Origin of the sequence: Mesorhizobium sp. AD1-1 (genome assembly GCF_020164655.1) — a bacterium.
Lineage (GTDB): Bacteria > Pseudomonadota > Alphaproteobacteria > Rhizobiales > Rhizobiaceae > Mesorhizobium > Mesorhizobium ciceri.
In genome coordinates this window covers 35,696-59,585 of the sequence record NZ_JAIUGP010000013.1, presented here as the reverse complement: position 1 = coordinate 59,585, position 23,890 = coordinate 35,696, and the positions used below count along the sequence as shown (strand labels likewise).

General features: G+C 65.8%; 23 protein-coding genes and 1 tRNA gene. 7 read left to right on the top strand and 17 right to left on the bottom strand.

Features of this window, described 5'->3' with window-relative positions; translation table 11 throughout:
- Nucleotides 1-17 precede the first annotated feature (17 nt).
- Complete coding sequence (locus LB519_RS22660) at nt 18-731, top strand: TetR/AcrR family transcriptional regulator (protein WP_224621263.1); 714 nt, start codon at nt 18-20, stop codon at nt 729-731.
- 100 nt (nt 732-831) lie between these two features.
- Entirely contained in the window at nt 832-1,851 is a 1,020-nt protein-coding gene (ilvC, locus tag LB519_RS22655; protein WP_224621262.1) for a ketol-acid reductoisomerase, read from the top strand.
- Between the two features lie 107 nt (nt 1,852-1,958).
- On the opposite strand, the gene LB519_RS22650 is transcribed toward ilvC, so the two are convergent.
- On the bottom strand, nt 1,959-2,525 hold the full coding sequence (locus LB519_RS22650; protein WP_013531066.1) for a BA14K family protein: 567 nt from the start codon (nt 2,523-2,525) through the stop codon (nt 1,959-1,961).
- 189 nt (nt 2,526-2,714) lie between these two features.
- Between LB519_RS22650 and LB519_RS22645 the strand changes: the two genes are divergently transcribed.
- The gene (locus LB519_RS22645; protein WP_224621261.1) at nt 2,715-3,827 is read left to right on the top strand and encodes an endonuclease/exonuclease/phosphatase family protein; all 1,113 of its coding nucleotides are present in this window, start codon (nt 2,715-2,717) and stop codon (nt 3,825-3,827) included.
- 3 nt (nt 3,828-3,830) lie between these two features.
- The gene (locus LB519_RS22640) at nt 3,831-4,547 is read left to right on the top strand and encodes a hypothetical protein (protein ID WP_013531068.1); all 717 of its coding nucleotides are present in this window, start codon (nt 3,831-3,833) and stop codon (nt 4,545-4,547) included.
- Here the strand turns inward: LB519_RS22640 and LB519_RS22635 are convergent.
- From LB519_RS22635 to LB519_RS22620, 4 genes are all read right to left on the bottom strand, one after another.
- Entirely contained in the window at nt 4,544-4,786 is a 243-nt protein-coding gene (locus LB519_RS22635; protein WP_013531069.1) for a hypothetical protein, read from the bottom strand. The genes LB519_RS22640 and LB519_RS22635 overlap by 4 nt on opposite strands.
- A 132-nt stretch (nt 4,787-4,918) precedes the next feature.
- Entirely contained in the window at nt 4,919-6,136 is a 1,218-nt protein-coding gene (locus LB519_RS22630; protein ID WP_224621258.1) for an ABC transporter permease, read from the bottom strand.
- Nucleotides 6,133-6,846 (bottom strand): ABC transporter ATP-binding protein, encoded by a 714-nt coding sequence (locus tag LB519_RS22625; protein WP_224621257.1) that lies wholly within the window; start codon nt 6,844-6,846, stop codon nt 6,133-6,135. The genes LB519_RS22630 and LB519_RS22625 overlap by 4 nt, the downstream gene beginning before the upstream one ends.
- A 4-nt stretch (nt 6,847-6,850) precedes the next feature.
- Entirely contained in the window at nt 6,851-8,143 is a 1,293-nt protein-coding gene (locus LB519_RS22620) for an efflux RND transporter periplasmic adaptor subunit (protein WP_224621256.1), read from the bottom strand.
- A gap of 101 nt (nt 8,144-8,244) precedes the next feature.
- Here LB519_RS22620 and LB519_RS22615 point away from each other — a divergent pair, with 101 nt between their 5' ends.
- Nucleotides 8,245-9,153: a PhzF family phenazine biosynthesis protein gene (locus LB519_RS22615; protein ID WP_027160563.1), complete on the top strand. Its 909-nt coding sequence runs from the start codon at nt 8,245-8,247 to the stop codon at nt 9,151-9,153.
- Nucleotides 9,154-9,259: 106 nt separating this feature from the next.
- Nucleotides 9,260-9,335, top strand: a tRNA-Lys gene (locus tag LB519_RS22610).
- Nucleotides 9,336-9,796: 461 nt separating this feature from the next.
- Here the strand turns inward: LB519_RS22610 and cobT are convergent.
- The 7 genes from cobT to cbiE are packed head-to-tail and all read right to left on the bottom strand — an operon-like array spanning nt 9,797 to nt 16,138.
- Nucleotides 9,797-10,807: a nicotinate-nucleotide--dimethylbenzimidazole phosphoribosyltransferase gene (cobT, locus tag LB519_RS22605; RefSeq protein WP_224621255.1), complete on the bottom strand. Its 1,011-nt coding sequence runs from the start codon at nt 10,805-10,807 to the stop codon at nt 9,797-9,799.
- A gap of 52 nt (nt 10,808-10,859) precedes the next feature.
- Nucleotides 10,860-11,636, bottom strand: a complete 777-nt coding sequence (gene cobS, locus LB519_RS22600) for an adenosylcobinamide-GDP ribazoletransferase (RefSeq protein ID WP_224621254.1) — start codon at nt 11,634-11,636, stop codon at nt 10,860-10,862.
- A gap of 3 nt (nt 11,637-11,639) precedes the next feature.
- Nucleotides 11,640-12,953 carry a cobyrinate a,c-diamide synthase gene (locus tag LB519_RS22595; protein ID WP_224621253.1) on the bottom strand — a complete coding sequence of 438 codons (1,314 nt, stop codon included), beginning with the start codon at nt 12,951-12,953 and terminating at the stop codon, nt 11,640-11,642.
- Complete coding sequence (cobA, locus tag LB519_RS22590; protein ID WP_224621252.1) at nt 12,950-13,768, bottom strand: uroporphyrinogen-III C-methyltransferase; 819 nt, start codon at nt 13,766-13,768, stop codon at nt 12,950-12,952. The genes LB519_RS22595 and cobA overlap by 4 nt, the downstream gene beginning before the upstream one ends.
- Nucleotides 13,765-14,529, bottom strand: coding sequence for a precorrin-4 C(11)-methyltransferase (gene cobM / locus LB519_RS22585; RefSeq protein ID WP_224621251.1), 765 nt, complete (start codon nt 14,527-14,529; stop codon nt 13,765-13,767). The genes cobA and cobM overlap by 4 nt, the downstream gene beginning before the upstream one ends.
- Nucleotides 14,526-14,912 carry a cobalamin biosynthesis protein gene (locus LB519_RS22580; RefSeq protein WP_027160558.1) on the bottom strand — a complete coding sequence of 129 codons (387 nt, stop codon included), beginning with the start codon at nt 14,910-14,912 and terminating at the stop codon, nt 14,526-14,528. Before LB519_RS22580 ends, cobM begins: the two co-directional genes overlap by 4 nt.
- A complete protein-coding gene (cbiE, locus tag LB519_RS22575; protein WP_127385520.1) occupies nt 14,909-16,138 on the bottom strand; it encodes a precorrin-6y C5,15-methyltransferase (decarboxylating) subunit CbiE in 1,230 nt (409 codons plus the stop codon). Before cbiE ends, LB519_RS22580 begins: the two co-directional genes overlap by 4 nt.
- A gap of 1 nt (nt 16,139) precedes the next feature.
- Between cbiE and LB519_RS22570 the strand changes: the two genes are divergently transcribed.
- Complete coding sequence (locus LB519_RS22570) at nt 16,140-16,916, top strand: cobalt-precorrin-6A reductase (protein WP_024501371.1); 777 nt, start codon at nt 16,140-16,142, stop codon at nt 16,914-16,916.
- Here the strand turns inward: LB519_RS22570 and LB519_RS22565 are convergent.
- From LB519_RS22565 to cobN, 5 genes are read right to left on the bottom strand one after another with little or no spacing between them, the layout of a single operon-like run.
- Nucleotides 16,880-17,644: a precorrin-3B C(17)-methyltransferase gene (locus tag LB519_RS22565; protein ID WP_024501370.1), complete on the bottom strand. Its 765-nt coding sequence runs from the start codon at nt 17,642-17,644 to the stop codon at nt 16,880-16,882. The two genes, LB519_RS22570 and LB519_RS22565, sit on opposite strands and share 37 nt — an antisense overlap.
- Nucleotides 17,641-18,399 (bottom strand): precorrin-2 C(20)-methyltransferase, encoded by a 759-nt coding sequence (locus LB519_RS22560; protein ID WP_063172428.1) that lies wholly within the window; start codon nt 18,397-18,399, stop codon nt 17,641-17,643. The genes LB519_RS22565 and LB519_RS22560 overlap by 4 nt, the downstream gene beginning before the upstream one ends.
- A complete protein-coding gene (locus LB519_RS22555; RefSeq protein ID WP_224621250.1) occupies nt 18,396-19,028 on the bottom strand; it encodes a precorrin-8X methylmutase in 633 nt (210 codons plus the stop codon). Before LB519_RS22555 ends, LB519_RS22560 begins: the two co-directional genes overlap by 4 nt.
- Before the next feature lie 2 nt (nt 19,029-19,030).
- Nucleotides 19,031-20,524, bottom strand: a complete 1,494-nt coding sequence (cobG, locus tag LB519_RS22550; protein WP_224621249.1) for a precorrin-3B synthase — start codon at nt 20,522-20,524, stop codon at nt 19,031-19,033.
- Entirely contained in the window at nt 20,521-23,883 is a 3,363-nt protein-coding gene (gene cobN, locus LB519_RS22545; RefSeq protein WP_224621247.1) for a cobaltochelatase subunit CobN, read from the bottom strand. The genes cobG and cobN overlap by 4 nt, the downstream gene beginning before the upstream one ends.
- Nucleotides 23,884-23,890 lie beyond the last annotated feature (7 nt).

The following is a 23,890-nucleotide window of genomic DNA, read 5'->3' as shown; positions in this document are numbered from 1 at the left end:
GGTACGGCTTATCGGGAATGCCGACCTTTCGAGAGAAGAGCGTGTTGCACATCGTGCCTGACATCGACACCAGCGAAGCGCTGACAGAGCGGCAGAAGGCCGTGCTCGACGCGGCGTTGCGGCAGCTGGTCGAGGAAGGCGACCAGCTGACCATGACCGCCGTGGCGCGCCGCGCCAGCTGTTCCAAGGAAACGCTCTACAAATGGTTCGGCGACCGCGACGGGCTGCTGACGGCGACGGTGCAATGGCAGGCCTCGAAAGTGCGGGTGGCACCGGTCGACCGCAAGGGGCTCGATCTTGCCTCGCTGACCGCGAGCCTCGAGCGCTTCGCCTCGGATTGGCTCAAGGTGATTTCCAGCGACACGTCGATCGCGCTCAATCGGGTGGCGGTCAGCCATGCCGGTTCCGGCAAGGACAATCTCGGCGCCGTGGTGCTGGAGAACGGCCGCTTCGCGCTGGCCAAACGGCTGAAGCCGGTGCTCGAGGCCGGCCGACGGACCGGGCTTTTGGATTTCGCGGATGCCGAGACGGCGTTCCGCACCTTTTTCGGGCTGGTCGCCCGCGATGTGCAGATCCGTCTGCTGCTCGGCGACCGGCTGGAATTGACTGAGGCGGCGATCGGCGGCGATGCCGCACGGGCGACGCAGCAGTTTCTCGCTCTTCATGGAGCAACAACCGGCCGCAAGGCCCTAGAGCCGGATGATTTCAGGTCAAGTCGACCTGAAATCTGAATCCGTCTCTAAATCAAGAAGATAGAGCATGATGTCGTCCGAAAACCGCTTCACACTTTTCGGCATCATGCTCTGATTTATAAACGGGAAGGAAGACAAAATGCGCGTCTATTACGATCGTGATGCCGATCTCAATCTGATCAAGGGCAAGAAGGTCGCCATCATCGGCTATGGCAGCCAGGGCAGGGCGCATGCGCTCAACCTCAAGGATTCCGGCGCCAAGGAGATCGCAATCGGCCTCAAGGCCGGCTCGGCAACCGCCAAGAAGGTCGAGGCCGACGGTCTCAAGGTGATGAGCGTGGCGGACGCGGCCAAATGGGCCGACTTGATGATGATGGCAACGCCGGACGAACTGCAGGCCGACATCTACAAGAACGAGATCGCCCCGAACATCCGCGATGGTGCCGCGATCGCCTTCGCGCACGGCCTCAACGTGCATTTCGGCCTGATCGAGCCGAAGCCGACGGTCGACGTCGTCATGATCGCGCCGAAAGGTCCCGGCCACACGGTGCGCGGCGAATACCAGAAGGGCGGCGGCGTGCCGTGCCTGGTCGCCGTCAACCAGGATGCCTCGGGCAATGCGCTCGACCTGGCACTGTCCTACGCCTGCGGCGTCGGCGGCGGCCGTTCGGGCATCATCGAGACCAATTTCCGCGAGGAATGCGAGACCGATTTGTTCGGCGAGCAGGTCGTGCTGTGCGGCGGCCTGGTCGAACTGATCCGGGCCGGTTTCGAGACGCTGGTGGAAGCCGGCTACGCGCCTGAGATGGCCTATTTCGAGTGCCTGCACGAGGTCAAGCTGATCGTCGACCTGATCTATGAAGGCGGCATCGCCAACATGAACTACTCGATTTCGAACACCGCCGAATGGGGCGAATATGTCTCGGGTCCGCGCATCATCACCGCCGAGACCAAGGCCGAGATGAAGCGCGTGCTGAAGGACATCCAGACCGGCAAATTCACCTCGGAGTGGATGCAGGAGTACCGCGCCGGCATGTCCCGCTTCAAGGGCATCCGCCGCAACAATGACAGCCACCAGATCGAGGAAGTCGGCGCCAAGCTGCGCGCGATGATGCCGTGGATTTCCAAAAACAAGCTGGTCGACAAGGCGAAGAACTGAGCGAAATCCACAAGCGCTCGAAAATAGCAGCTTCCATGAACAAGAAACGGCGCCACGTGGCGCCGTTTTTTCATTCTGTCGGTCAGCTCAGCTACAGGGCCAGCCCATCAATAGGGTGAGTAGCACTGCTGGCGGGGGCCGTTGTAGGGCTGGAACGTGTTGTCATAGGCCCGGTACGACCGGTAGCGGTTGTAGCACCATTGGACATGGGCGCTCGAAAGCCGTCCCGCGCGGTAGTAGCGGCGCGGCGCCGGCCGGTCATAGTAGTCGTAGTTGTTGTACATGCTGCCGAGGCCAAGCCCCAGGCCAAGGCCCAGGATCGCGGCACTCGCGCCATCATCGTAGTAACGGCCGCCGCGATAGTGATGGCGACCATGGCGCCAACGCCAGTTGTCTCCACCATTCCAGTGACCGCCGCCGCCGTGCCAGTGCCGACGGCCGCCGTCCCAATTGCCCGACCGGCGCCATCTCCAATTGTCGTTGTTGAACTGACGGTTGTTGTTGCCGCCCGCCCAGCTGTCGCGGACCGGCGTGACATTCGGCGCCGCGGTGCTGGTGGGAATCGACAGGTCCGGTTGCATGATCGGGCCGGCGGCGGACGGTGCCGTGACGCCGGAGAGGATACCCAGGGCTAGCAGCCCCGATTTGACCGTGGAAGAAAAGAGCGAATTCATTGCACTCTCCAAGAGTTACAGGCCCCACGCCCACCCGAGGAATGGGGCAACAATGGATGTTTGCATCTGAACGGCGGATGAACGGAAAGGTTCCGTCAACCATGACGCGAACGCACCCAGGACCAATCGATCTCAGATGGTGGTCCTGCGCGCTTGTTTTCCGAAGCACTTGCGGGCAAAGGTCATGGCATGTCGCTGCGCCTTGCCACCTTCAATGTCGAGAACCTGATGAACAGGTTCGATTATTCCGGCTATCGCAACCAGCTCAACGAGGATCGAACGCTGGCGCTGTTCGATATCCAGAGCGAGGCGGAATACAGGCTGCTGGAGCAGGCCCGCGCCATCGCCCAATCCGACGACACGCGCCAGCTGACGGCGCTGGCAATCGCTGCCACCCGGGCCGACATCATCTGCATGCAGGAGGTCGACAACATCGAGGCGCTGAAGGCCTTCGAATATGGCTATCTGTTCAAGATGGTGGGGCAGGGCTACCGGCAGAAATACACCACATCGGGCAATGATTCACGCGGCATCGACGTTGCCGTGATGATGCGCAATGAGACCGCCCAGGGCCAGCCGATCGAATTCGTGCGCATGACCAGCCACGCCTATGTCACCTACGAGCAGTTCGGGCTGCACACGCCGGAACTCGAGGCACTGGGCAATCAGGCCAATGAGCGCATTTTCCGGCGCGACTGCCTGGAGATCGACGTCACCGTGGGCGGCGTGCCGCTGACGCTCTATCTCGTGCATTTCAAGTCGATGGGTTCGCCGCGCAACGGGCTCGACGGGCGCGAGGCGACGATGCCGGTGCGCATCGCGGAGGCGCAGGCCGTGCGGCGCATCATCGAGGAGCGCTTCGGCAAGGACTATGCCGCCGACAAGCGCTGGGCAATCTGCGGCGACATGAACGATTACCGCCAGCGTGTGAAGGTGGCCGGCGATGCGATCGACGGCTATCGCTTCGAGGTGGTCGACGAAGCCCTGTCCTGCATCAACGTGCTGACGGCCGGCGGCTTCTGCGAAAACGTCGTCGAGCGGCGGCCGGAGATGAACCGCTGGAGTTTCTACCACACGCGCGGACCGGAAGAGCGGCATCTGTGCCAGCTCGACTACATCCTGCTGTCGAAGGGGCTCGCCGCCAGCAACGCGACGGCTGTTCCCGACATCATCCGCAACGGCCAGCCCTGGCGCACCATCTTTCCGCCGGGGCAGGAAGTGGAGCGGTTTCCGCGTGCCGGCTGGGACCGGCCGAAGGCGTCGGACCATTGCCCGGTGGCGATCACGCTGGACATGACCTGACGCATGAGTTTCGACCTGCCACGCAACGTCATCCTGCCGGTCGACGCCATCGACGTCCGGCTCGATCCCGGTCCGCACCCGTTCGCAAGGGACAATGCAGAGGCGATCGCCGAGAACTGGCAGCACGAAATCGCTGCCAATCCGGCGCTGTTCGACGGCATGGTGGTGCTGCTGTCGCAGCTTGCCTACCGCGACAACCGTCTCGCCGGCCGCTGCCATGCGGTCAACTATTCGACTTTCATGCTGTGGCGGAAGCGGCGCGAGAATTCGGGCGCCGAGCATGCCTATGCCCATGCCATGCTGGTGGCTGCCGACAATGCGCTGGTGGCGATCCGCATGGGTCCGCACACGGTCAACGCCGGCCGCGTCTATTTTGCCGCCGGCTCATTCGAGCCGGTCGATTTTCGCGATGGCCTGGTCGATGTCGATTTCAACATGATCCGCGAAGTGCGCGAGGAAACCGGCCTCGACCTGTCAGGGGCTCATCGCGGCAAGCGCTACCACGCCATGTCGACCAACAGCGGCACGGTGATCTTCCGCCGCTACCACGCGGCGGCGCCCGCAGACGAGATCGCCCAGCGCATCTCAGCCTTCGTCGCCACCGAAACCGAGCCGGAGATCGACGGGCCAGTGATCATCCGCCATGCCGCCGACCTGCCGGTCGGCCTGTCACCGCACATGAAGCCGCTGATCGAGTGGCATTTCGCAAACGGGAGTTAAGGGCGCGTCTTGTTCTGTGCCGCGTTGCGATCGTTGCGGGCGGCGACGAGGAACAGGATGAAGCCGATGCCCAGCAAACCGCCCATCGCCATTCCCATGGTCTGGCCGACGACTGCCTGAAAATCGGCTGTGACGCGATCGGGATTGGCCATGCCGAAGCGGGCGAGATACCACCAGATGCCTGCAAGGAAGGCCTCGATGACGACCATCGTCAGGATCAGTCGTGCCTTCTTGCTCATTGGCTATTCCTCCACCCAAGCGTGAATTGCCCTAGCATCATGAACGGCGCGGCGACAGTGGCGGGTAGGGTGGAAACGTCTAAGGCTGTGCAAAACCGGTCTGAGCGCTGGCCGCGTCCCGGCCGGGTTGCCCTATTCGTGCCTAAGCGCGTCGATCGGATCGAGCCTGGCGCCGCGCAGCGCCGGGAAGAAGCCGAACACCATGCCGATGAGCGCGGAAAAGCCGACGGCGAGCAGGATCACCGCCGGGCTCGGCGCGAACGGGATGGTCAGCGTCACCGCGGCGAGGCCGGCCAGCGCCAGCCCGATCAGGATGCCGATAATGCCGCCGAGCAGCGACAGCACCGTGGCCTCGACCAGGAACTGGATCAGGATGTGCTTTTCATGCGCGCCGATGGCGAGCCTGATGCCGATCTCGCGGGTGCGTTCGGTGACCGACACCAGCATGATGTTCATGATGCCGATGCCGCCGACCAGCAGGCTGACGCCGGCGACGGCGCCCAGCATGCCGGTCATGGTGGTGGTGGCGCTGGCCATGGCGTCGGCGATCTGGGTCATGTCGCGGATGGCGAAATCGCTTTCACGATCGGGCGTGATGCGTCTGGCGTCGCGCAGAATGTCCTCGACGCGCGGCTGCAGCTCGCTGGTCGGCGTGCGGTCATCGGCGGCGATGTAGATGTTGTCGATGTCGCGGTTGCCGGCGATGCGGCGCTGGTAGGCGTGCAGCGGCATCAGCACGACATTGTCCTGATCCTGACCGAAGCCGGTATAGCCCTTGGGCTCGAGCAGGCCGATGATCTTGCAGGAGGTGCGGTTGACGCGGATGATCTCGCCCTCGGGATCGCCAGCGCCGAAGAATTGTTGGCGCACCGTCTCGCCGATCAGGCACACGCCGGTGCCCGAGCGGGTTTCGGAATCGCTGAACGGGCGGCCCGACACCAGTTTCCAGTCGCGCGCATCGAGATAGGCGCTGTCGGTGCCGGTAACGCCCGAGGTCAGGCTCTCGGTGCCGAAGATGACCCGGACCTGCTTTTGCGAAGCCGGCGAAATGGCGCGGGCGCCAGTCAGATGCGCAACCAGCGCCGTCAGCTCCTTTTCGGCCAGCGGACGCACCACCTGGTCGAGCCCGCCCGGGCCACCGGGACCGGCCGGGCGACCGGAGCGGACGACCAGCAGATTGCTGCCGAGCTTGGAGATGTCGGCCTTGACCTTCTGCGTGGTGCCCGAGCCGATGGTGAGCATGGCAATGACGGCGGCAACGCCGATGACGATGCCGAGCAAGGTCAGGAACGAGCGCAGCACGTTGCGGCGGATCGAGCGCAGCGACAGGCGGACGGTTTCCCAGATCATGGTTGTGCGATCTCCAGCTTCCTGGAATCAGAGGCGACGTGGCCGTCGAGGAAGCGGATGGTGCGTTCGGCATAGTCGGCGACATCGGCCTCGTGGGTGACCATGGCGATGGTCAGGCCAAGCTCCTTGTTGAGCCGCGTCAGCAACTCCATGATCTCGTGCGTGCGGGCGGTGTCGAGATTGCCGGTCGGCTCGTCGGCGACGAGCAGCGTCGGGCGCGTGACGATGGCGCGCGCGATCGCCACGCGCTGCTGCTGGCCGCCGGACAGTTCGGCCGGCGTGTGGTGCTCGCGGCCGACAAGGCCGACCTCCGCCAGGGCCTGCATGGCAAGGTCGCGGCGCTCGCGGGCGGCCACGCCGCGATAGATCAGCGGCAGTTCGACATTTTCGGCCGCCGTGGTGCGGGCCAGCAGATTGTAACCCTGGAAGACGAAGCCGACATAGAGGTTGCGCAGCATGGCGCGGCGGTTGCGGTCGAGGCGGCCAGCGTCGATGCCCATGAAGGAATAGGTTCCGGTCGTCGGCGTGTCGAGGCAGCCGATGATGTTCATCGCCGTCGACTTGCCGGAGCCGGACGGCCCCATGATGGCGACGAATTCGCCACGCCGGATGGCAAGATCGACGCCGGCCAGCGCATGCACCTTGGCCTCGCCCTGGCCATAGCTCTTCCAGACCTTGTCGAAGGTGATGAGGGCAGCACCGGCGGCCACGGCATCAGCTCCGCTGCTGCGACGCGGTGATGACCTGTACGCCTTCGTCGAGGCCAGAAATGATCTCGGTCAGTTCGCCGTCGGTGGAGCCGATCTTGACGTTGACCGGGTGCGGACGCCCGTTCTCCAGCACGTAGAGCGTGCGCGAGCCGTCGGTGGGCACTGTGGCGGCCTGGCGCTGGCGGTTGCCGCCGGGGCGGCCCATGCGGCCGGTGAACAGGTCGCTGAGGCTCCAGCCGCGGGCGGCCTGCTGGGCAGGACGATAGCGGAAGGCGGTGGCCGGTACGGTGAGCACGTCCTTGGCCTGCTTGGTGACGACCGAAACGGTGGCGGTCATGCCGGGCCGCAGCAGCAGCTCGTTGTTGTCGACCTCGAGCCGCGCATTGTAGGTGACGACGCCGTCAGTGGTGACCGAGGCATAGGAGATGTCTCGGATCTCGGCATCGAACGGCCGCTCGGGGAAGGCATCGACAGTGAAGCGGGCATGCTGGCCGGATTTGACCGCACCGATGTCGGCCTCGTCGACCGCCGCCACCAGTTCCATGTTCCTGAGATCGGCGGCGATGATGAACAGCACCGGCGCCTGCAGCGAGGAGGCGACCGTCTGGCCGGGATCGACCGAGCGCGTCAAAACGATGCCGTCGATCGGCGCATAGATGGTGCTCTTGGCAAGGTCGGTCTGCTGCGCCTTGAGGTCGGCCTGGGCGATGGCGAGGTTGGCCTGCGCACTGTCGAGAGCTGCCTTGGAACGGTCGCGCGTGGCGGTTGCTGCTTCAAGCGACTGGTCGGTCGCCATGCCGCGCTTGGTCAGTTCGGCGGCGCGCACCAGCGCCTTCTCGTTTTCCGCCAGCGTAACCGTGGCGTCCTCGACATTGGCGGCGGCGGCCTTGGCCGAAGCTTCGGCGCGCTCGATCTGGACTTCGAGTTTCACCGTGTCGAGTGTCGCCAGCACGTCACCCTTCTTGACCTGCTGGTTCTCCTCGGCCGAGACCGAGCGGATGATGCCGGACAGTTCGCTTGAAATATCGACTTGGGTGAGTGGCTGCAACGTGCCGGTCGCCGACACCGCGACGGTGAGGTCGGCCTTGGCGGCAGGCACTGTGGTGTAGTCAATCCTGGCCGGCGAGCCCGCATACCATTGATAGAGGCCAAGCGCGGCGGCGAGCACGATCAGCGCCAGCAACGCATAGAGCCACCCACGACGGCGCGATCTGCGCCGGCCTGTCTGGTCGAGCCCAAGCGCCGTCTCGATGGCGGAATCCGATTCCGTCTTTGGCAGATTGACAATCTGGTCCACGCTGGACCCCTATAATGCGCAATGTCCCTATCTGTGCACAGATCAGGCTTACCGGTTCAAATATCAAATTAAATTTCGCCCATGTTGGGATTGAGGCAGGAATGAAAACCCGGAATTACTTGCTTTACGATGTGTTTACGACCGAGCGACTGGCCGGCAATCCTTTGGCCGTCGTGCTCGATAGCAAGGGATTGGACACGGCCGCGATGCAGGCCATCGCGCGCGAATTCAACCTGTCCGAATCGGTGTTCGTCTTGCCGCCGGACAATCCCAAGCACAAAAACCGCATCCGCATCTTCACGCCCGACTATGAAATGCCGTTCGCCGGCCATCCGACGGTCGGCGCCGCGATCGCGCTGGCCGAACTGGCGGAAGAGGGCGGCGCCGGCATCTTCGTGCTGGAGGAAAACATCGGTCCGGTGCGGTGCGCCGTCAGCAAGCATGACGGCAACACTTTTGCCGAGTTCGACCTGGCGAAGCTGCCGGAGCCGCTGAAGCTCGATGCCGATCCGGAGGCGATCGGTGCCGCGCTTGGGTTGACGCCGCATGAGATCGGCTTCGAGAATCACCGCGTCGCGTTCTGGTCGGCGGGCGTGCCCTACGTCACCATCCCGGTTGCCAATCTCGAGGCGGCGGGCCGCATCCGGCTGGACAACCAGGCATGGTCGGAACTGGCGCCGCGCAAGAGCGAGTGGGCCTTCGCCAGCCCCTATGTCTACTGCCGCGAGACGGTGAACCACGAAAGCGCCTTCCATGTGCGCATGATCGTGCCCGGCACGCCTTCCTACGAAGACCCGGCGACCGGCTCGGCGGCAGCCGCCTTTGCCGGCGCCATCATGCATTTCGACGCGCCGACCGATGGCATTTCACAGCTGTGGATCGAGCAGGGGCTGGAGATGGGCCGGCCATCGCGCATCCGCCTCGAACTGACCGTGCAAGGCGGAAAACTGGCCTCGGCGCGCATCGGCGGCAACGCAATCAAGGTGGCGGAGGGCAAGCTGTTCGTTTGATCGAACGCATGCTCGGTCGATTTGTCGGGAAATGATTCCGGCAGGGCTGGACAGGACCGATGGTGGCGGCTATATGCCCGCCAACGCCGGTTTTTGCCGGCCGAGTGGGTGCGTAGCTCAGTTGGTAGAGCAGCTGACTCTTAATCAGCGGGTCCACAGTTCAATCCTGTGCGCACCCACCAAATTCCTAGAAGAGTTGGTGGAAAGACCCTGAAAGCGAGACGCGTTTGGCGCGTCCCGGGCAGGCTGTCTGACTGTGATTTTTTAACCGCGCTATCCGGATCTTGTGGCGATTCAGCCGCGTTGGAAATGCGGCTCAGAAACCGGCCGAATCGAAAAGCAAGGCTCTTTTCCCCGGCTGCAGCATCGCTGGCGCCAATTCCGTCTTTTCCCCCGGAGAAATCGCTGATGGGCCACCAGAAGAAGACCAGGAAGACAACGAAAATGCCGGTGTCGATCGGGCCATGACTTGAATAGCTGCTGTGACGGAACACAACAGCGACCGCCCCGGCGATAACACCGCAGCTGCGGCAGGATGAAATTTCTTCATCCACAAAAATCTATTTGAGAATCGCCGTTGCCGTAAGATGCCTCCTTTGTCGTGACAACGGCATCTTTGTCGGCCGATACGGGGAATGAATAATTACTTCTCCGAAACGCCAGCCTCGGCAAAACTCGCCATGCGGGCATGGCACTCCAGCGCCGAGCGGACGATGTTGACGGCGAGGCAGGCGCCGGAGCCTTCGCCGAGCCGCATGCCGAGATCGAGCAGCGGCGGCAGGCCGAGCGCTTCGAGCAGGCCGCGATGGCCGGACTCAGCGGAGACATGGGCTGCGATGGTGTGGGCGAGGCCGGTTGGATGCAGCTTTGCCAGCGGGGCTGCGGCGGCGGTGCAGACGAAGCCGTCGAGCAGCACGGGTATGCCGAGATGGCGGGCGGCCAGCGTGGCGCCGAAGATGGCGGCCAGTTCGCGTCCGCCGAGTGCGGCAGCAATGCCAAGCGGATCGGCGAGGGCTGCGGCGTGGCGCTTCAGGCCGGCTTCGATGGCGACCACCTTGCGCTTCAAGCCGGCGTCATCGACGCCGGTGCCGCGCCCTGTCCACTTTTCCGCGCCGCCGCCGAACAGGGCTGCTGAGATGGCAGCCGCCGGCGTGGTGTTGCCGATGCCCATCTCGCCGAAGCAGATAAGGTCAAGATCCTTCGTCACCGCATCATAGCCGGCCGAGATCGCCGCCAGAAAGGGCGCTTCGTCCATTGCCGGACCTTGGGTGAAGTCGCCGGTCGGATGGTCGAGATCGAGCGGGATGACGTCGAGTTCGGCGCCGGCCATGCGGGCAAGCTGGTTGATGGCGGCACCGCCGCCAGCGAAATTCGCCACCATCTGCACGGTGACTTCCGAGGGATAGGCCGACACACCTTGCGCGGTGACGCCGTGGTTGCCGGCGAAGACGAAAACCTTGACGCGGTCGAGTTTCGGCATGTCGCGGCCCTGCCAGCGCGCCAGCCACGCGGCGATGGTCTCGAGCCGGCCGAGGCTGCCTTGCGGCTTGGTCAGCGTGTCCTGGCGGCGTGCGACCGCATTGGCCGCGGCATCGCTGCCAGCCGGCAGGTCGAGGCAGGCGGCGCGCAATTCACGTAGGGATTTGAAGGGCATGGGGGCAAAGTCTCCGAAAAGGAATCAGGCCATGGGGATCAGGCCAAAGGGATCAGGAAAGCGCTACGGAAGCGACGAGCAGCACCGCGATCTCGCTTGCCTGCTGCAAGGCGCCGATCGTGTCGCCGGTCTGGCCCTCGATCTGGTTGAAGCAAAGGGCGCGGAATGCGGCAAACAGCAGGCCAAGCAGGATCAGCGCGAAGACGGCGCCGCCCAGCCCGAGCAGGAGAAGCGGGATCGCGCCGAGCAAGGCGCCGGCTATGGCGGTTTCCTGCGAGACGGTGCCGGCGTCGACCGAGAGGCCGTTGACGCGCGCTGGAGGCAAGAGATGCATGAAGGCGCCAAGCAGGCCGCGCGAGGCCGCGTGTGCGGCCAGGAGGGCAAACAGGGCCTGTGTGGGATCGACGAACTCCGACAGCGCGCTCCAGCGGATCAGCAGCGACAGAGCCAGCGCCGCCGCACCATAGGCGCCGATGCGGCTGTCGCGCATGATCTCAAGTTTGCGGCCGCGCGATTTGCCGCCGCCAAAACCGTCGGCGACGTCGGACAGTCCGTCCTCATGCAGGCAGCCGGTGGTGAGCAGGGTTGCAGCAAGGGCAAGTGCGGCCGCCGGCCCCATGGCAAGGCCGAACCGTTCCGCCGTGGCAAAAACGATGGCGGCGATCAGGCCGACGACGAGACCGGCGATGGGGGCGGCCCAGATCGCCGCGGCAAGGCTGCGGCCGCGAAAATCGAAGACGGGCAGCGGCAGCCTGGTGAAGAAGACCAGGCAGAGCGCGATGTCGTCGACGACCTGTCGTGGTGAGAGGGCCAGATTCCCGAATTTCATGCTCTAGCCCCTCGCAATCGCATGGAAGAAGGTGCCGCTGACATGGCCGCGCCGGTAGCCTGAGGCGCCGATCGGATTGCCCTGGCCGTCCGCAAGGTCGGCCAGCGGCTCGTCATTGCCGGTGGCCGTCATCTGCGCATAGTGGAATTCGTGGCCACGAATCAGCGCCCCAGCCGGGCCCAGCGGGCAGTCGGCGCGCAGCCGCGCCTCGCGGTAGCCGAGGTTCATCTTGCGCCTGGCGAAGCTTGTGGCATGGCCGAGCAGGCCGAGCATCGCATGCGTTTCGCCCGACGCGTCCTCCAGGGCTTCGCCGAGCACCATGAAGCCACCGCACTCGCCATGGATGGGCTTCGTCGCGGCGAAACGCGCCATGCCGGCGCGGAAAGTCGCGGCGGCGGCGAGCTTGCCGGCGTGAAGCTCGGGATAGCCGCCCGGCAACCAGCAAACGTCGCAGGTCCCGTCGGGCGCTTCGTCGACGAGCGGCGAGAACGGGACGATTTCCGCACCCGCCTTGCGCCAGTAGGCGGCGACATGCGGATAGAGGAAGGTGAAGGCGGCATCCTCGGCCAGCGCGATGCGTTGGCCGGGCGGCGCCAGCGCGTCGTCGAAACCGCCGGGCGCGGGGGTGAGGGGCGTCGCCAGGGCCATGATCGCATCGAGATCGAGCGACTTTTCCGCCATGTCGGCCAGCCGGTCGAGATGCGCCATCAGGTCGTCATATTCGCCAGCCTGGACAAGGCCGAGATGCCGCTCGGGCAGGTTCAGAGTGGGATCGCGCAGGATGGCGCCGACGACCGGCAGGCCGATCGCCTCGATGGCCTCGCTGCACAGCTTGCGGTGCCGCTCGCTGCCCAGCCGATTGAGCGCGACACCGGCCATGCGCACGTCAGGATCATAGGTGGCAAAACCCTTGGCGACAGCCGCCGCCGTGGTCGACTGGCCGGAGACGTCGAGCACAAGCAGCACCGGCAGGCCATAGAGCCGCGCCAGGTCGGCCGCCGAGCCGGTTCGGCCGGGAGCCGCGGGTATCCCGTCGAACAGGCCCATGGCGCTTTCCAGGATGACGAAATCGGTGTCATCGGCGGCTTGCGCGGCAAGCGCGTTGAGCAGCGATGGCGGCATCGCCCAGCTGTCCAGATTGACACCGGAGAGGCCCGTGGCGGCGGTGTGGAAGCCGGGGTCGATATAGTCGGGCCCGGATTTGGCGCCGCGCACCTTCAGCCCGCGCCGGGTCAGCGCCCGCAGGATGCCGATGGTGACGCTGGTCTTGCCGGAGCCGGAGCGCGGCGCGCCGATGATGATGGCGCGGGCCGTCATGCTTGCCCCGCCAGGGCCGCGCGCATGGCAACGATGCCGCCAACGACGATCAGCGCCGGCGAGGCCAGACCGGCGGCCGCAGCTTCCTCGGCAATGGTGGCGAGCGTGGCGACGACGGTTCGCTCCTGCGGCGTCGTCGCGGCGACGATCACTGCCGCCGGTGTCGACGGCGCCAGCCCGCCATCGAGCAGTGCTGCGGCGATCAAGGGCAGATTGGCCATGCCCATATAGACGACCACAGGCTGGCCGGTGCGGGCGATCGCTGCCCAGTCGAGATCGTCATCGGTGCCGGCGGCGTGGCCGGTGGCCAGGATCACCGCCTTGTTGATGCCGCGCATGGTGGCGGGGATGCCGGTTGCGGCCAGCGCACTGAGGCCCGAGGTCAGGCCGGGCAGGACGCGGAACGGGATACTTTCCCGCGCCAGCGCCAGAGCTTCTTCGCCGCCACGGCCGAAAATATAGGGATCGCCGCCCTTCAGCCTGACGACGCGGCGGCCGTCGCGCGCGAGCCGCACCAAAAGTGCGGTGATGTCGTCCTGTTTCATCGACGGTTTGCCGCCGCGCTTGCCGGCAAAGAAAAGCTCGGCGTTTTCGGCAACTGCGACAATGTCAGGGGACACCAGTGCGTCGTAGACCAGCGCATCCGCCTCGGCCAAAGCCGCCAACACTTCGAGCGTCAGGCAGCCGGGGTCGCCGGGGCCGGCGCCGGCCAGCCAGACATGGCCCGGCTCGAGCCGGCGCGGCTTGAAGTTCAGCCGGGACAAGGCTTTTTCGAGCGTGGCGTTTTCGCCGGTGTTTTTGGTGCTGCCGCTCACAATCCGTCCCGTCCGCGAAAACGCCGCTGATAATGGGCGTCGTATAATGAACTCTCGCCAAAACCTTGCGCCGCCAGCGAGCGGCCGACGAAGATGATCGCCGTGCGCTCCATCGGATCGGCGGCGAGCTGTGCCTCGATGGTCGCCAGCGTGCCGGTCAGCACGCGCTCGTCCGGCCAGGAAGCGCGGAAGACGACCGCCACCGGGCAATCGCCGCCATAGTGCGGCGTCAATTCGGCGACGACACGGTCGATGGCGTGGATGGCAAGATGAATAGCGAGCGTGGCGCCGGTGCGGCCGAAGCCGGCCAGCGTTTCGCCGGGCGGCATCTTTGACGCGCGGCCGGAAATGCGGGTCAGCACCAGGCTTTGCGCCACTTCGGGAATGGTCAGCTCGCGGCGCAATGCTGCGGCGGCAGCGGCGAAGGAGGGGACGCCCGGCGTCAGCGTATAAGGGATGCCGTGCTTTTCCAGCCGGCGGATCTGCTCGGCGACCGCGCTCCATACCGACAGGTCACCGGAATGCAGCCGGGCGACATCCTGGCCTGATTTGTGCGCCTCGAGATAGGCGGCCTCGATCTCGTCGAGCGACATCGGCGCGGTGTCGACCAGCTTTGTCCCCGGCGCGCAGTGCTGCAGCAATTCGGGCGCGACGATCGAGCCGGCATGCAGGCAAACCGGGCAGTTTGCCAAAAGCCTTGCGCCGCGCAGCGTGATGAGGTCGGCCGCACCTGGACCGGCGCCGATGAAATGAACGGTCATGGCGCATCTCCGCTGATGGCGATGGCGCAGGTGACCGGGCCGAGCACCGTGCGGGGGCCAAGCAGTTTTGCGCCTGTGCCGGCCACGGCGAGGGCGGACGCCTCGGAGACCGATGGTGTGCCGGCAACATCCTGCGAGAGATCGGAATGGCTGAGCGTATCCGACGAGGCAGCTTGAAGTGCTGAGTCGTCGACGACGATGACGGGAAGACTCAGCGTGCGGCCAGCGGCGGCGATCGCTTCTTCATCCTTTTTGAACGCGGCAGTCGCCAGTGCCGACAGCGCCGTCATCGCCAACCCATGCGCCTCCAGCGCCGTTTCGATCGCCGCAAGCACGTCTTCGACGCCCACGCCCTTTCGGCAGCCTATGCCTGCGACCATCATGGCTTCATCCAGCTCCATTGCGTCACTGGCATGGCCGGCCGCCAGGCCTGCATCGAGCCGACCGGCGAGGCCCGGGAGATGTTTATCCGCGTGAGATCGCCGCCGAGCTTCGTATGTTGGGCAAGAAGCAGGGCTTCCATCTCCAGCGTCACCGCGTTTGCCACGAGACGGCCGCCAGTGTGCAGGGCCTTGATGGCAGCTTTCAAGACACCGGCATCGCTGCCGCCACCGCCGATGAAGATCGCGTCTGGCGTGTCCAACCCGGCAAGCGCCTTGGGCGCGCTGCCTTCGACCACGACAAGGCCGGGAACGCCACAGGCAGCGGCGTTGCGACCAATACGGGCAGCGCGCACCGGATCGGCCTCGATGGCAAAAGTGCGCATGGAAGGGTGGGCCAGCATCCATTCTATGCCGATGGAACCGGAGCCGGCGCCGATGTCCCACAGCAATTCGCCGCGCCGCGGCGCCAGCGCCGACAGGGTGATCGCGCGGATTTCGCGCTTGGTGATCTGGCCGTCATGGTCGAACAGGTGATCGGCAAGGCCTGATGTGAGCGGCAGCACGCGCGCGTCCGGACCGGATTCAACTTCGACCGCCAGCACGTTGAGCGGATTGAGGTTTTCGAGGTCGAAGGCATCGGCGCGGACCGAGCGCTGGGTCTCGCTTGGCCCACCCAACGCCTCCAGGATCGTCAGCCGCGATGCGCCGAAGTCGAGTTCCGCGAGCAGGCGGGCAATCGCCGCGGGGGCTTCTGCATCCGAGGTCAGCGCCAGGATGCGCGCGCCTGGCTGCAGCAGCGGCCGGATCAGGTCGAGCGGCCGGCCGTGCAGCGAGACGGTTTCGATATCCTGCAGCGCCCAGCCGAGCCGGGCGGCCGCCAGTGAAACGGCTGAAGGCGCGGGGATAACGTGCATCTCCTGCGCCTTGACCTTGCGGGCGAGCGTGGCGCCGACGCCGTGGAAGAAGGGATCGCCGGACGCGAGCACACAGACGTTCCTGCCGGCAAGCGCCAGGACGTCAGCCATCTCGGCATCGAAGGGAACCGGCCATGGGCGCGGCTCGCCCTTGGCGAAGGAAGCGACAAGGGCGAGGTGCCGCTTGCCGCCGAAGATGATCTCAGCCTGGGCAATCCGCTGCTTGGCCTCGTCGCCGAGACCCGCTAAACCGTCCTCGCCGATGCCGACGACTGTCAGCCAGGCGGCTCGCGATTGACGCTCAGCAGGCATGATGACCCACCGTATCCTGATCCTCGGCGGCACTACCGAAGCGCGGCAACTGGCCGGAAAACTGGCGGCGCGTGCCTCGGTCACGCTGTCGCTGGCCGGCCGCACCGAAAGCCCGGTCGCGCAAGGCGTGCCGGTGCGAAGCGGAGGCTTTGGCGGCGCCGACGGGCTGGCCGCTTACCTCACGGAAACGGCCACCGATCTGCTGATCGACGCCACGCATCCCTATGCGGCGCAAATCTCCGCCAATGCCGCACAAGCCGCGCGCATGGCCGGCGTGCCGATCCTTGCCCTGCGGCGTCCCGGCTGGGAGCCTGTCGAAGGCGACCGCTGGACGTTGGTCGGTACGGTCGGCGATGCCGCGCAAGCGCTTGGACCGGCGCCGCGCCGCGTTTTTCTGGCACTGGGCCGGCAAGAGGTTGCGGCTTTCGAAGCAGCGCCCCAGCACCACTATCTCATTCGCAGTGTCGATCCGGTCGAGCCGAAGCTGGCCGTGCCTGACGCCGAATATCTGTTGGCCCGTGGCCCGTTTCGCGACGCGGAGGAACGCGCGCTGCTCGAAAGGCACCGCATCGATGTCGTGGTGTCCAAGAACAGCGGCGGCGAGGCGACCTTTGGCAAGATCGCCTCGGCGCGGGCGCTTGGCATCGAGGTGGTCATGATCCGCAGGCCTGATCTGCCGGACGTGCCCTCGGCTGAAACCGTCGAAGCGCTGGCCGCCATTGTCGATCGATTTGGGGTCGATCATTTTGTCCGTCCGGTGGACGAGCGCGGCGTGTAGACCAGCGCCGGCTTCTCCGTGCGCTTGATAATCCTGGTTTCCGGCGAGCCGATGATAATGCAGGTCGCCATGTCCGCCTTTTCAGCCTCGACATCGGCCAGCAGGTAGACCTCGATACGCTCGTCCGGGCGACCGGCGGCGCGGCCGAAGATTACCGGCGTGGTGCCCGGCAGGATGGCGGTCAGGCACTCGAAGGCGCGGCCGAGTTGCCAGGGGCGGGCCTTGCTGATCGGGTTGTAAAGCGCGATGACGAAGCCGGCACCGGCCGCCGCCAGCAGGCGCAGTTCGATCAATTCCCATGGCTTTAGATTGTCGGAGAGCGAGATGGCGCAGAAATCATGGCCGAGCGGCGCCCCGATGCGGGCGGCAACCGCAAGCATGGCGGTGATGCCGGGCACCACGGCGACATCGACCGCGCGCCATTCGACCGGACCGGCCTCGATCGCCTCGCAGACGGCCGCCGCCATGGCGAACACGCCGGGATCGCCGCCGGAGACCACGGCGACGTCATGGCCCTCTGCGGCCTTGCTCAATGCGTCCTTGGAGCGGGCGAGTTCCTCGCGGTTGTCGGAAGCGACGCGGGTCTGGTCCGGGCGCAGGTCCAGCCGATCGAGATAGGGCTTGTAGCCGTAAAAGAATTTCGCCTCGGCGACAGCGCGGCTGGCCTCCGGGGTGACCTGATCGGCATTGCCGGGCCCAAGGCCGATGACGGTGAGACGGCCACTCATGCCTGTGCTCCCACGGCGCCGGGGCGACCGGACCAGCCGGCGACCAGCACGATGGCGAAGTAGGGTGCCTTGTCGTCCTTTTTGTCGGCAAGCTTCATCGAGACGCTGCCGGCCATGGTGCCGCGCTCGACATAGACGGCGCGCGACAGCTTGGCCGTAGCCTCCAGCGCCCGCCTGATCTTGGGCAGGTTGCGGCCGACCTTCATGATCACGGCGGCATCGGTGTCGGCCAGCCGGCGGGTGAGCTCGAATTCGCTCATCGTGCCCGGCAGCACGGTGAGCACGTCGTCGCCCTGGACGATCGGAATACCGGTCTGCGACCAGCAGCCGGACATGGCGGTGACGCCGGGGATGACTTCGGTCGGAAAACGATGGGCGAGGCGCACATGCAGATGCATGTAAGAGCCGTAGAACAGCGGGTCGCCCTCTGACAGCACCGCAACCATTCTGCCGGCTTCGAGGTGCTCGGCGACCTTTTCGGCCGACTCCTCGTAGAAAGCCGTGATCTGCGAGCGGTAGTCGTCGTGATCCCTGGCGATTTCGGTTGTGACGGGATAGAGCAGCGGCAATTCCGTCATTTCGGGCCGGAACTGCGCTTCGACGATGGCACGGGCGTTGCTGTTGTTGCCGCGCTTGGCGAAATAGGCCACGACATCGGCCTCGGCCAGGATGCGGGCGGCTTTTAGGGTCAGCAGTTCGGGGTCGCCAGGACCGGTGCCGACGCCAACGAGGCGGCCTTTGAGAAAGGCGTTCACAGGCCAGGCCTCGCCAATGAATTGAGCGCGGCGGCGGTCATGGCACTGCCGCCAAGCCGGCCACGCACGATGGCGTAGGGAACGCCGTAGGAATTCTCGGCCAGCGCATCCTTGGATTCGGCCGCACCGACGAAGCCGACCGGCATGCCGATGATGGCCGCCGGCTTCGGTGCGCCATCGCGCAGTTTTTCCAGGAGATAGAATAGCGCGGTCGGCGCATTGCCGATGGCAACCACAGAGCCGGCCATGCGCTCGCCCCAGAGGTCGATGGCGGCGGCCGAGCGGGTGTTGCCGATCTCCCTGGCGATGTCGTGCGTACGCGGGTCGCGCATGGTGCAGATCACCTCGTTGCCCGCCGGCAGCCTGGCGCGGGTGACGCCATGCGAGACCATTTCCGCGTCGCAGAAGATCGGCGCGCCGGCCGCCAAAGCGGTGCGGGCGGCGGCAACGAAATCCTTGGAGAACACAAAATGACTTGAAGCTTCGACCTGGCCGCAGGCATGGATCATGCGAATGGCGACATCGGCCTCGGCTTCGGAGAAGCGCGACAGATCGGCCTCGGCGCGGATGATGGCGAAGGAGCGCTCGTAGATCGCCGTGCCGTCATGGATGTAGTCGTAGGCGGCCATGCTCATTTCCGTTTTTCAGTTTGGGCCTGTCGGTAGGCCTCGGCGATACCGGCCGGCCCGAGCCTTGTCAGGCAAGCGGCGGCGGTTTCACCTTGATATCGTGTGCTGCGGATCATCGCCGCGACGCGGCCGATGCCGCGCGCGGCGTCATAGCCCGGCCTGTAGCCGGCAGGAAGGGCCTTTGCCGTCGCGTTCACGACAAGTCCGGCTCCATTTTCGCCGCCGACGATCGTCATCGCTGCCGGACCGGGGTGGGCGCAGCCTTTGGCACAGCCGGAAATGTGAAGGGTGAAGTCGAGGATGTCGGCTGTTTCAGCGGCTATCGTCTCGGCGATGTCGCGTGTGGCGATGCGGCCGGAGGCGCAGGCCGGCATGCCCGGGCAAGCGGCAATGCGCGTGCGCGGGTCGGCGGGGGCGATGACGAAGCCGAGGGTGGCGGCTGTGTGCTGGAGGGGGCGGTTGGCGGCGGTTGGCTGACCGAGGAAGAGCAGGGCGCGACCGGGGGCGAGGCGGATTTCGGTTGTACCGAGGGTGAGGGCGTGTTGGGCGAGGGCGATGATGTTGTCCGCCGGCATGCTGCCGTAGGGCAGGGCGATGCCGAGGGCGGTGGCGTGGCCGGCTAAGGGGAAAAAGCCGATAGGTTTGCGCGAGGCGCCCCCCTCTGTCCTGCCGGACATCTCCCCCTCTAGGGGGGAGATTACGCCGTCACCGATGGTTTCGCCAATCTCCGGTGCTGTTAAGGAAAAGCCGGCGTCGAAGCTGCCAATCTCCCCCCCTGAGGGGGAGATGTCCGGCAGGACAGAGGGGGGCGCCTCGCGCAAACTCGTCAAGCATAGCCAACCCGCCAGAGACACTAATTGCCTCTCCGATAAATCCCTTGCGTGGGCCTCGCGGCCTTTCTCTGCAACCATTCTTAGAGCTGCAACGGCAATATCGCGCGCCGCACCTTGATCGGCAAACGCCAGCGGCCTCGCATTCCTCCCGTCACCCGCGACAGACACCCGCCACCGAACTCCCGCATCGGTGCGCGTTGCAGCAAGCCGCACGTCGGCCGTGACCGCATCCATGGTGAGTTGCCCGCAGCCGTCCACAACGACCGACACCTTCGGTCCTAGGCGCTGTACGAGCCCAGCTTCTTCGATCGCAGCCCTGATACGTTCAGCCAGCGGCCGGGGATCGGCAATCTCTTGCGGATCAATGCCTGCCAGCGGCCCGGTCTCGACCGGCACGCCGGTGCGCACCGCGATATCAAGCGCATCGACCTCCGCCGCCAGCAGCGCAGCACTTTGCGCCGTCAGCCCGCGTATCTGCAAACTGCCGCGCGCGGTGACTTCCATGATGCCATTGCCGTGCCGCAAGGCGGATTCGGCTAGTCCGATCAACGACTCTGGCGACATCCCCCCAGCGACCGGGTTGAGCCGCACCAGCAGGCCGTCGCCGGTTTGCATCGGCGCCGACAAAGCCGGACAGGCGCCGCGGCGCGAGAAGGCGTTCATGCCGCCACCCCAAGCGCTTCTGCTTCGGCAATCAGGGCCGTCAAATCGCCGTCGATGGAATTGCGCAGGGGATGCCACAGGCCGCGCCGGCGCGCCGACAGGAAGCGCTCGGCGATGATTTTTGCGGCGGCTGGGTTTTCGCGCAGGATGAAGGCGCGGACCATGGGATCGCCTAGATAGGCATCATGAACCGCCTCGATCAGCGTTCCCGAAATGGCGTGCGTGGTTTCGGCGAAGCCGACCAGCCGGTCGACGGTTTCGGCGAATTCGGAGGCACCGCGCGGGCCGTGCCGCATCTGGCCAGCGATGAAACGGGCATTAACGGCGCGAGCACGCACGACACGCGCTACGGCCTCACTGATCGAGCGTGGCTTCGGCTCTTGCGGGTCCGTGGTGTCGAGCACGATGACGTCGGCATTCCTGCCGAGCGCCGCAAGTGCTGCGGAAAAGCCGCCGATGAAAGCGACATCGGCGGAGCCCTCGAGGATGTCGCGGCCGGGGTCGTCGCCGGTGTGGACGAGAAGATCGGCTTCGGCGATGCGGCCCTCGAAAACGCCGGGCGCGGAGATGCCTTCGCCCCCGGCGCCGCCATAGGCGTGCGATGTAGCGTCGAGATAGGCGCGGCCGATTTCGTCGCGCGCGCTCCAGTTGCCGGAGGACATGAGATCCTCGACGCCGGCGCCATAGGTGCCGGGCGAGGTGCCGAAAATGCGCGGGCTGATCTTGCCGTCGGCGCGGGTTTTGGCCGCGAGCGGGTTTTCCGAATCGTCCTCGTCGCGCGCGGCAACCGCGTTGGCTGCGGCATCGATCAGCGCGATCTGGGTCGGGAACATGTCGCGGAACAGGCCTGATATGCGCCATGTGACATCGACGCGTGGCCTTCCGAGCGTGGCCGGCGGCAGCACTTCGATGCCGGTGATGCGGCCGGTGGCCAAATCCCATTGCGGCCGGCAGCCCATCAGCGCCAGGCCTTGAGCGATCTCCTCGCCGCCGGTGCGCAGCGATGCCGAGCCCCAGAGATCGATGACCAGCGAGCGTGGCCAGTCGCCATGCGACTGCATGTAGCCGCGCACGACTTCCTCCGCCGCGGCCCTGCCCAGATCATAGGCGGTCGGCGTCGGCATGGTGCGCGGGTCCGAGGTGAACAGATTGCGGCCGGTGGGCAAGACGTCCGAGCGGCCGCGCGCAGGCGCGCCCGCCGGACCGGCCTTGACGTGGCCGCCATCGAGCGCGGCAAGCAGCGCCGTCTTCTCGGCTTCAGCGCTTTGTCGCCGCATGGCGTCGGGCTCATCCTCCGGAGCGCGGCCATAGATATGCAGCCCGTCCTTGATGGCAAAATCCTTGAGATCGCAAAGCCAGGCGTCGATGCGGCGCAGCGCCTCGTCCGGTGCATCGGTTCTCGCGACGCCGGCTTCGGTGGCGAGGCCGGTTTTTTGCGCGGTGTCGACGATCAGTTTCGCCAGTCGGTCACGGCGGCGACGGTCGAGCCCGTCGGCCTGGGCATATTCATCGACCAGCCGCTCGAGCTTATGCTGGTTTTCGTCCAGCCCGGCGCCGGTCAGCGGTGGCGGCAAATGGCCAAGGGTGACGGCGGCAATGCGCCGCTTGGCCTGCGCCGCTTCGCCCGGGTTCGAGACGATGAAGGGATAGATGACGGGCAGGGGGCCGGTGACGATCTCCGGAAAGCAGTTTTCCGACAGAGCAACGGTTTTGCCCGGCAGCCATTCAAGCGTGCCATGGGCGCCGACATGGACCAGCGCGTGGACGCCGAGCGACTTGCGCAGCCAGAGGCCGAAGGCGATCAGCGCATGGCGCGGGGGCAGCGTCGGGTCGTGGTAGTCGGCGCGGCGGTCGACGGAGCGGCCGCGGTCGGGGGCGAGGGCGATGGTGACGTTGCCGAAGGTGGCGGCGCGGAAGGGGAAGCTTCCGCGCAAACCTGTTTCGTCTTCCGCTTTGCCCCAAGCGGCTTCGACCGCAGTGATTGCCGCAGTCGGCAACTCCGTCGAGAAGGCAATGTAGTTATCTAAGGCCAATCCAGTATCGCTGGCTTCCAGCAAATCCAGCAACCCACGCGGCGTCTGCGGAATCCCCTCAATCACATAGCCCTGCTCCTTCAGGTCATGCAGCATGGCGAGCACGCTGGACGGCACGTCGAGGCCGACGGCGTAGCCGGTGCGGCCAGGAGCGCTAGGGTAATCCGGGATCAGGATCGCCAGCTTGCGCCCGGCGCGGGGCGTCTCCTGCAACTTGATGAAGGCCGCGACGCGGTCAGCGACCTGCGCCACGCGATCCGGTTCCGGCCGGTTGGCGAAGGCGCGGTGGCCGAGTGCGGGATCGGTCTCGGTCTCGCCCTTGAAGGAAATGGCGCCGGCGAGGACGCGGCCGTCGAGTTCGGGCAGCACGACATGCATGGCGAGGTCGGCGGGTGCCAGGCCACGCTGGTTGTTTTGCCAGATGTCGCGGCGGGTGGTGGCGACGATGACCTGGAAGACAGGCACGCCGGCGCGGTCGAACAGCGTTTCGATGCCGGGTTCGGCGCCTGAGGCGAAAGCGGTCGCGGTGATGATGGCGGCGGGCTTCAGCGCCGTCAGTGCTGTTTCCACGAAGGCGAGGGAGGTTGGGTCCTTGAGGCTGGAGACGAAGATCGGGACTGGGTCGATGCCGCGCTGCCGCAGCGCTTCAACAAGCGCATCGATGGGCGCGACATCGGCGGCCAGCAGCATCGAGCGATAGAACAGGATGGGGATGATAGGAGCGTTGACGTTGTAAGCGCCAGCATTCGATAAGTCCCGCTTCTCCACAACTCCACTTCCAGGCACGTAAAAACCAGCTTTCGGCACCACCACCGGGCCGATAACTTCCGCATCCGACCCCGCCAGCCGCGCCAATTTCCGCACCAGCGCGCCCATATTCGCCGGGCCGCCCTCGCGGAAATAGTCGAGCAGAGCGTCAAGTTCTTGGCGCGGCAGCGTCGAGGCTTCGATCAGGCGCAGATCCTCGTCGCGGCATTCGCCGGGCAGCAGCGCCAGTTTTATGCCGCGTTCGCGGGCGGTCGAGGCAAGCTGGTCGCAGCCGTAGCGCCACCAGTCGTAGCCGCCGAGGATGCGCACGAGGATGATCTTGGCATGGCGGGCGACGCTGTCGACCCAGAGGTCGACGGACATGGGATGGCGCAGGTCGCGCAGTGCGGCCAGCCGCATCGAGGGCAGGCGGTCGGCATCGGTCCTCCACGCCGCCGCCAGTCCGGCGAGGTCGCTGTCGGTGAAGGACAGCGCCACGATATCCGCCGGCGTCTGCCGCAGATCGACCGGCTCGGCGAGGTCGTCGAGCGAGGCGGATGTCGTGGTGAGGATGTGCATCGCGACC

Bases quoted from the DNA above. Each gene is read 5' to 3' on its own strand.
- LB519_RS22660 (WP_224621263.1), top strand. From the start codon at position 18: ATGCCGACCTTTCGAGAGAAGAGCGTGTTGCACATCGTGCCTGACATC.
- ilvC (WP_224621262.1), top strand. From the start codon at position 832: ATGCGCGTCTATTACGATCGTGATGCCGATCTCAATCTGATCAAGGGC.
- LB519_RS22650 (WP_013531066.1), bottom strand. From the start codon at position 2,525: ATGAATTCGCTCTTTTCTTCCACGGTCAAATCGGGGCTGCTAGCCCTG.
- LB519_RS22645 (WP_224621261.1), top strand. From the start codon at position 2,715: ATGTCGCTGCGCCTTGCCACCTTCAATGTCGAGAACCTGATGAACAGG.
- LB519_RS22640 (WP_013531068.1), top strand. From the start codon at position 3,831: ATGAGTTTCGACCTGCCACGCAACGTCATCCTGCCGGTCGACGCCATC.
- LB519_RS22635 (WP_013531069.1), bottom strand. From the start codon at position 4,786: ATGAGCAAGAAGGCACGACTGATCCTGACGATGGTCGTCATCGAGGCC.
- LB519_RS22630 (WP_224621258.1), bottom strand. From the start codon at position 6,136: ATGATCTGGGAAACCGTCCGCCTGTCGCTGCGCTCGATCCGCCGCAAC.
- LB519_RS22615 (WP_027160563.1), top strand. From the start codon at position 8,245: ATGAAAACCCGGAATTACTTGCTTTACGATGTGTTTACGACCGAGCGA.
- cobT (WP_224621255.1), bottom strand. From the start codon at position 10,807: ATGCCCTTCAAATCCCTACGTGAATTGCGCGCCGCCTGCCTCGACCTG.
- cobS (WP_224621254.1), bottom strand. From the start codon at position 11,636: ATGAAATTCGGGAATCTGGCCCTCTCACCACGACAGGTCGTCGACGAC.
- LB519_RS22595 (WP_224621253.1), bottom strand. From the start codon at position 12,953: ATGACGGCCCGCGCCATCATCATCGGCGCGCCGCGCTCCGGCTCCGGC.
- cobM (WP_224621251.1), bottom strand. From the start codon at position 14,529: ATGACCGTTCATTTCATCGGCGCCGGTCCAGGTGCGGCCGACCTCATC.
- LB519_RS22580 (WP_027160558.1), bottom strand. From the start codon at position 14,912: ATGATGGTCGCAGGCATAGGCTGCCGAAAGGGCGTGGGCGTCGAAGAC.
- cbiE (WP_127385520.1), bottom strand. From the start codon at position 16,138: ATGCCTGCTGAGCGTCAATCGCGAGCCGCCTGGCTGACAGTCGTCGGC.
- LB519_RS22570 (WP_024501371.1), top strand. From the start codon at position 16,140: ATGACCCACCGTATCCTGATCCTCGGCGGCACTACCGAAGCGCGGCAA.
- LB519_RS22565 (WP_024501370.1), bottom strand. From the start codon at position 17,644: ATGAGTGGCCGTCTCACCGTCATCGGCCTTGGGCCCGGCAATGCCGAT.
- LB519_RS22555 (WP_224621250.1), bottom strand. From the start codon at position 19,028: ATGGCCGCCTACGACTACATCCATGACGGCACGGCGATCTACGAGCGC.
- cobG (WP_224621249.1), bottom strand. From the start codon at position 20,524: ATGAACGCCTTCTCGCGCCGCGGCGCCTGTCCGGCTTTGTCGGCGCCG.
- cobN (WP_224621247.1), bottom strand. From the start codon at position 23,883: ATGCACATCCTCACCACGACATCCGCCTCGCTCGACGACCTCGCCGAG.